Raw genomic sequence first — 2,494 nt, forward strand, 5'->3', positions numbered from 1 at the left:
AGGTACTTGTGCTCGGCCCTTTTATGCATCCCCTATGGGCAGCTTCGCTTTCTTACTCCTTTGACTCCGCTCTGGTGGGAGGGTGCTTTAGAGAGCAACTGTCACATACGTGCCTTGTCTTTTGTTTGCTTCTTAGCGCCAAAAAGCTAGTCATAGATGCGAATTTGTAGGTCTGTGTCTGTTAGAGACTGTCCTGCTAGGCTTTGTTCACTTTATGTATTCAATTAAGCGGTCTCGATGGAAAATGCTTACAATAAAGCGCAGCAGTAATGCATCAATAATAAGAAGGATTAGACCCATAAGGAAGACTATCGGCGTGCTGAGATACATTACGCCGCTTACTTGGCCAAAGGTAATTAAGATAATTGGTAAAACCACTGCTCCCGCGATTGAGTTGGCCTCTTGGTAGCCCCTTACCCTTGCAGATATTATAACTACCATCCCTATAACTAAGAACGACAGCATAGGAACAAGCCAGAGAATCATAATCCACCAGTTAAGAGGAGGGAAGAATAAACGGTTGAAAACAGGATAAGCCAAGATGTTTACGACTGCTGAATAGATTATAAACCCAGCCCAGGATATCCCAATGGCCGGTATAAGTGAGGCCATAGCCTTACCAAATATCAACTCCGTATCGGTAACTGGCGTATATAAAATCCCCTCTAGCGTTTTTCTCTCTTTTTCGCCTGCAAAGCTATTGGCTGAAATCATCGTTGAGACCATCATGGGAATGATTAGGAAAAGTGGGGCTAGAAGGTAGACAGTGGAAAAGTAGATGACCTTCTGGGCGTCATTAAAATGAGTTAATTGCTGGATAAGCGCTGAAGGGAATTTCTCTACCATTTTTGTTAATTCGCTTTTCTCTCCATCGCGTGTGGCAAGGATAATAACAGTCGGCATGAGCCCAATAAAAATCAGGGGGACTATTGCCATCGGCCAGATAATCTGCCCAGTGCTTAACACTTCTTTTATATCTTTGCGCGTTACAGCAAATGCTCTTTGCCAGTTCATCGTTTAAATATCCTTAATTATTGCAAGATATGCATCTTGCAGGGATGGCACGTCCTCGGCTATCCCATAGATATTAATATCTAGCCTAGCTAGTGATCTGACAAGCTCAGGTATCGAATCTCTACCTTTAACCTTAATCCTGATCCCATCAACTGATTGTTTAATATCCTGAACTTGGTCAAACTCTGATAGCTGGCCTGCCAGCAGGGAAGTATCTATGCTGTTGCCAGAATTACCGGGCGCGAAACCAGAATTGTCTGGCGCTAGCTTGACAGAGACCCAGCAGTCAGTAAAGACTTGGCGGGCCAGCTCTTGAGGCGATCCATATGCTCTGATTTTACCCTCAGCAAGGATTGCCACGGCGTCGCATATCGACTCTATTTCTTCAAGGCGGTGTGATGCTATAAAAAATGTCTTTGAACTATCGCTACTTAACTCTTTTATATATTGAAGGAGTTCATAAGAGGCCTCCGGGTCTAGGCCGGCAGTAGGCTCATCTAGGTAGACGAGCTCAGGATCGCCCATTAGTGCTCTAGCAATAGATAGCTTTTGCTTCATTCCTTTGCTGTATGCCTCTACTTTATCACCCGATCTATCCTGCAGCCCGAATCGCTCAAGAAGCTCTTTAGCCCGTTTAAAGGACTCATTATTTGATAGCCCGTACAATTTGCCGAACAAAAGAAGGTTTTCGATCGCGGTTAGTCTTTCATAAAGATTGCAATCAGATAAAACACCAACCCTTTGTCGGATGCTTTGAGTTTCGTTATATAGGTCAAAACCGAGGATATTAATATTTCCTGCGCTTGATGGTTTTACCAGGCCATTGAGTATGCGAACGGTTGTAGTTTTACCAGCCCCGTTTGGCCCAAGAAGACCAAAAACAGAACCCCTATCAACAGAAAGGCTTATCTGGTCAAGAGCAACTATTTCCTCAAAACTTTTGCTGATATTTTCAGCTTCGATAGCAAGTTTACTCATTTCTCAAAAATTATATCTTTTATGGTTTGAACAGTAAATCATGCCAAATTGGTGTCATCCATGAAAAAGCGTGTTTTTGTCAAGTCCCATAAGAGACTCTTATTTTTGTTAGAATGGATTGATGCAGAAGGAAGTTGCCAAAGTGCGGGGCACGCCGCTATGCTGCAATTCTGGGCCACGAGCCTTGTAATAAATTTGTTACACATAGCAGCAGGAGAAAACATAGATATGGATAAGTAATTACGTAACAGAGGCAGCACTCGACCGTTGAGGGAAGGGGTAGCGAATGGCAGAGAAAGATTTCTTAATTAGAGATGTATTACGTAGCAGTTGGGAGACGTTTAAAGGCAATCCGGTTCTTTTTGTCGGCCTTACGCTCATATCGTTTATTATTTCAGCAATAGCGAGTTCGATTGATAATACTTTAGGTGCGCCCAGCCCGCTTGGCGGAGGTTTCAGGGTCCATACCAGCATCTTCTCATTTCTCGCAGGGGCGTTTATT

Annotated in this window: 3 protein-coding genes; 1 reads left to right on the plus strand and 2 read right to left on the minus strand. The window is 43.5% G+C overall.

Annotated elements, in window-relative coordinates; genetic code table 11:
• Positions 1 to 207 precede the first annotated feature (207 nt).
• Positions 208 to 1,014: an ABC transporter permease subunit gene (locus tag K6T91_11525; GenBank protein MCL6473415.1), complete on the minus strand. Its 807-nt coding sequence runs from the start codon at positions 1,012 to 1,014 to the stop codon at positions 208 to 210.
• 3 nt (positions 1,015 to 1,017) lie between these two features.
• Entirely contained in the window at positions 1,018 to 1,992 is a 975-nt protein-coding gene (locus K6T91_11530) for an ABC transporter ATP-binding protein (protein ID MCL6473416.1), read from the minus strand.
• A 286-nt stretch (positions 1,993 to 2,278) separates the two neighbouring features.
• Here K6T91_11530 and K6T91_11535 point away from each other — a divergent pair.
• Positions 2,279 to 2,494: hypothetical protein (locus K6T91_11535; GenBank protein MCL6473417.1), on the plus strand; the 216-nt coding region annotated here is incomplete at its 3' end.

This window comes from Bacillota bacterium (genome assembly GCA_023511485.1).
Lineage (GTDB): Bacteria > Actinomycetota > Aquicultoria > Aquicultorales > Aquicultoraceae > CADDYS01.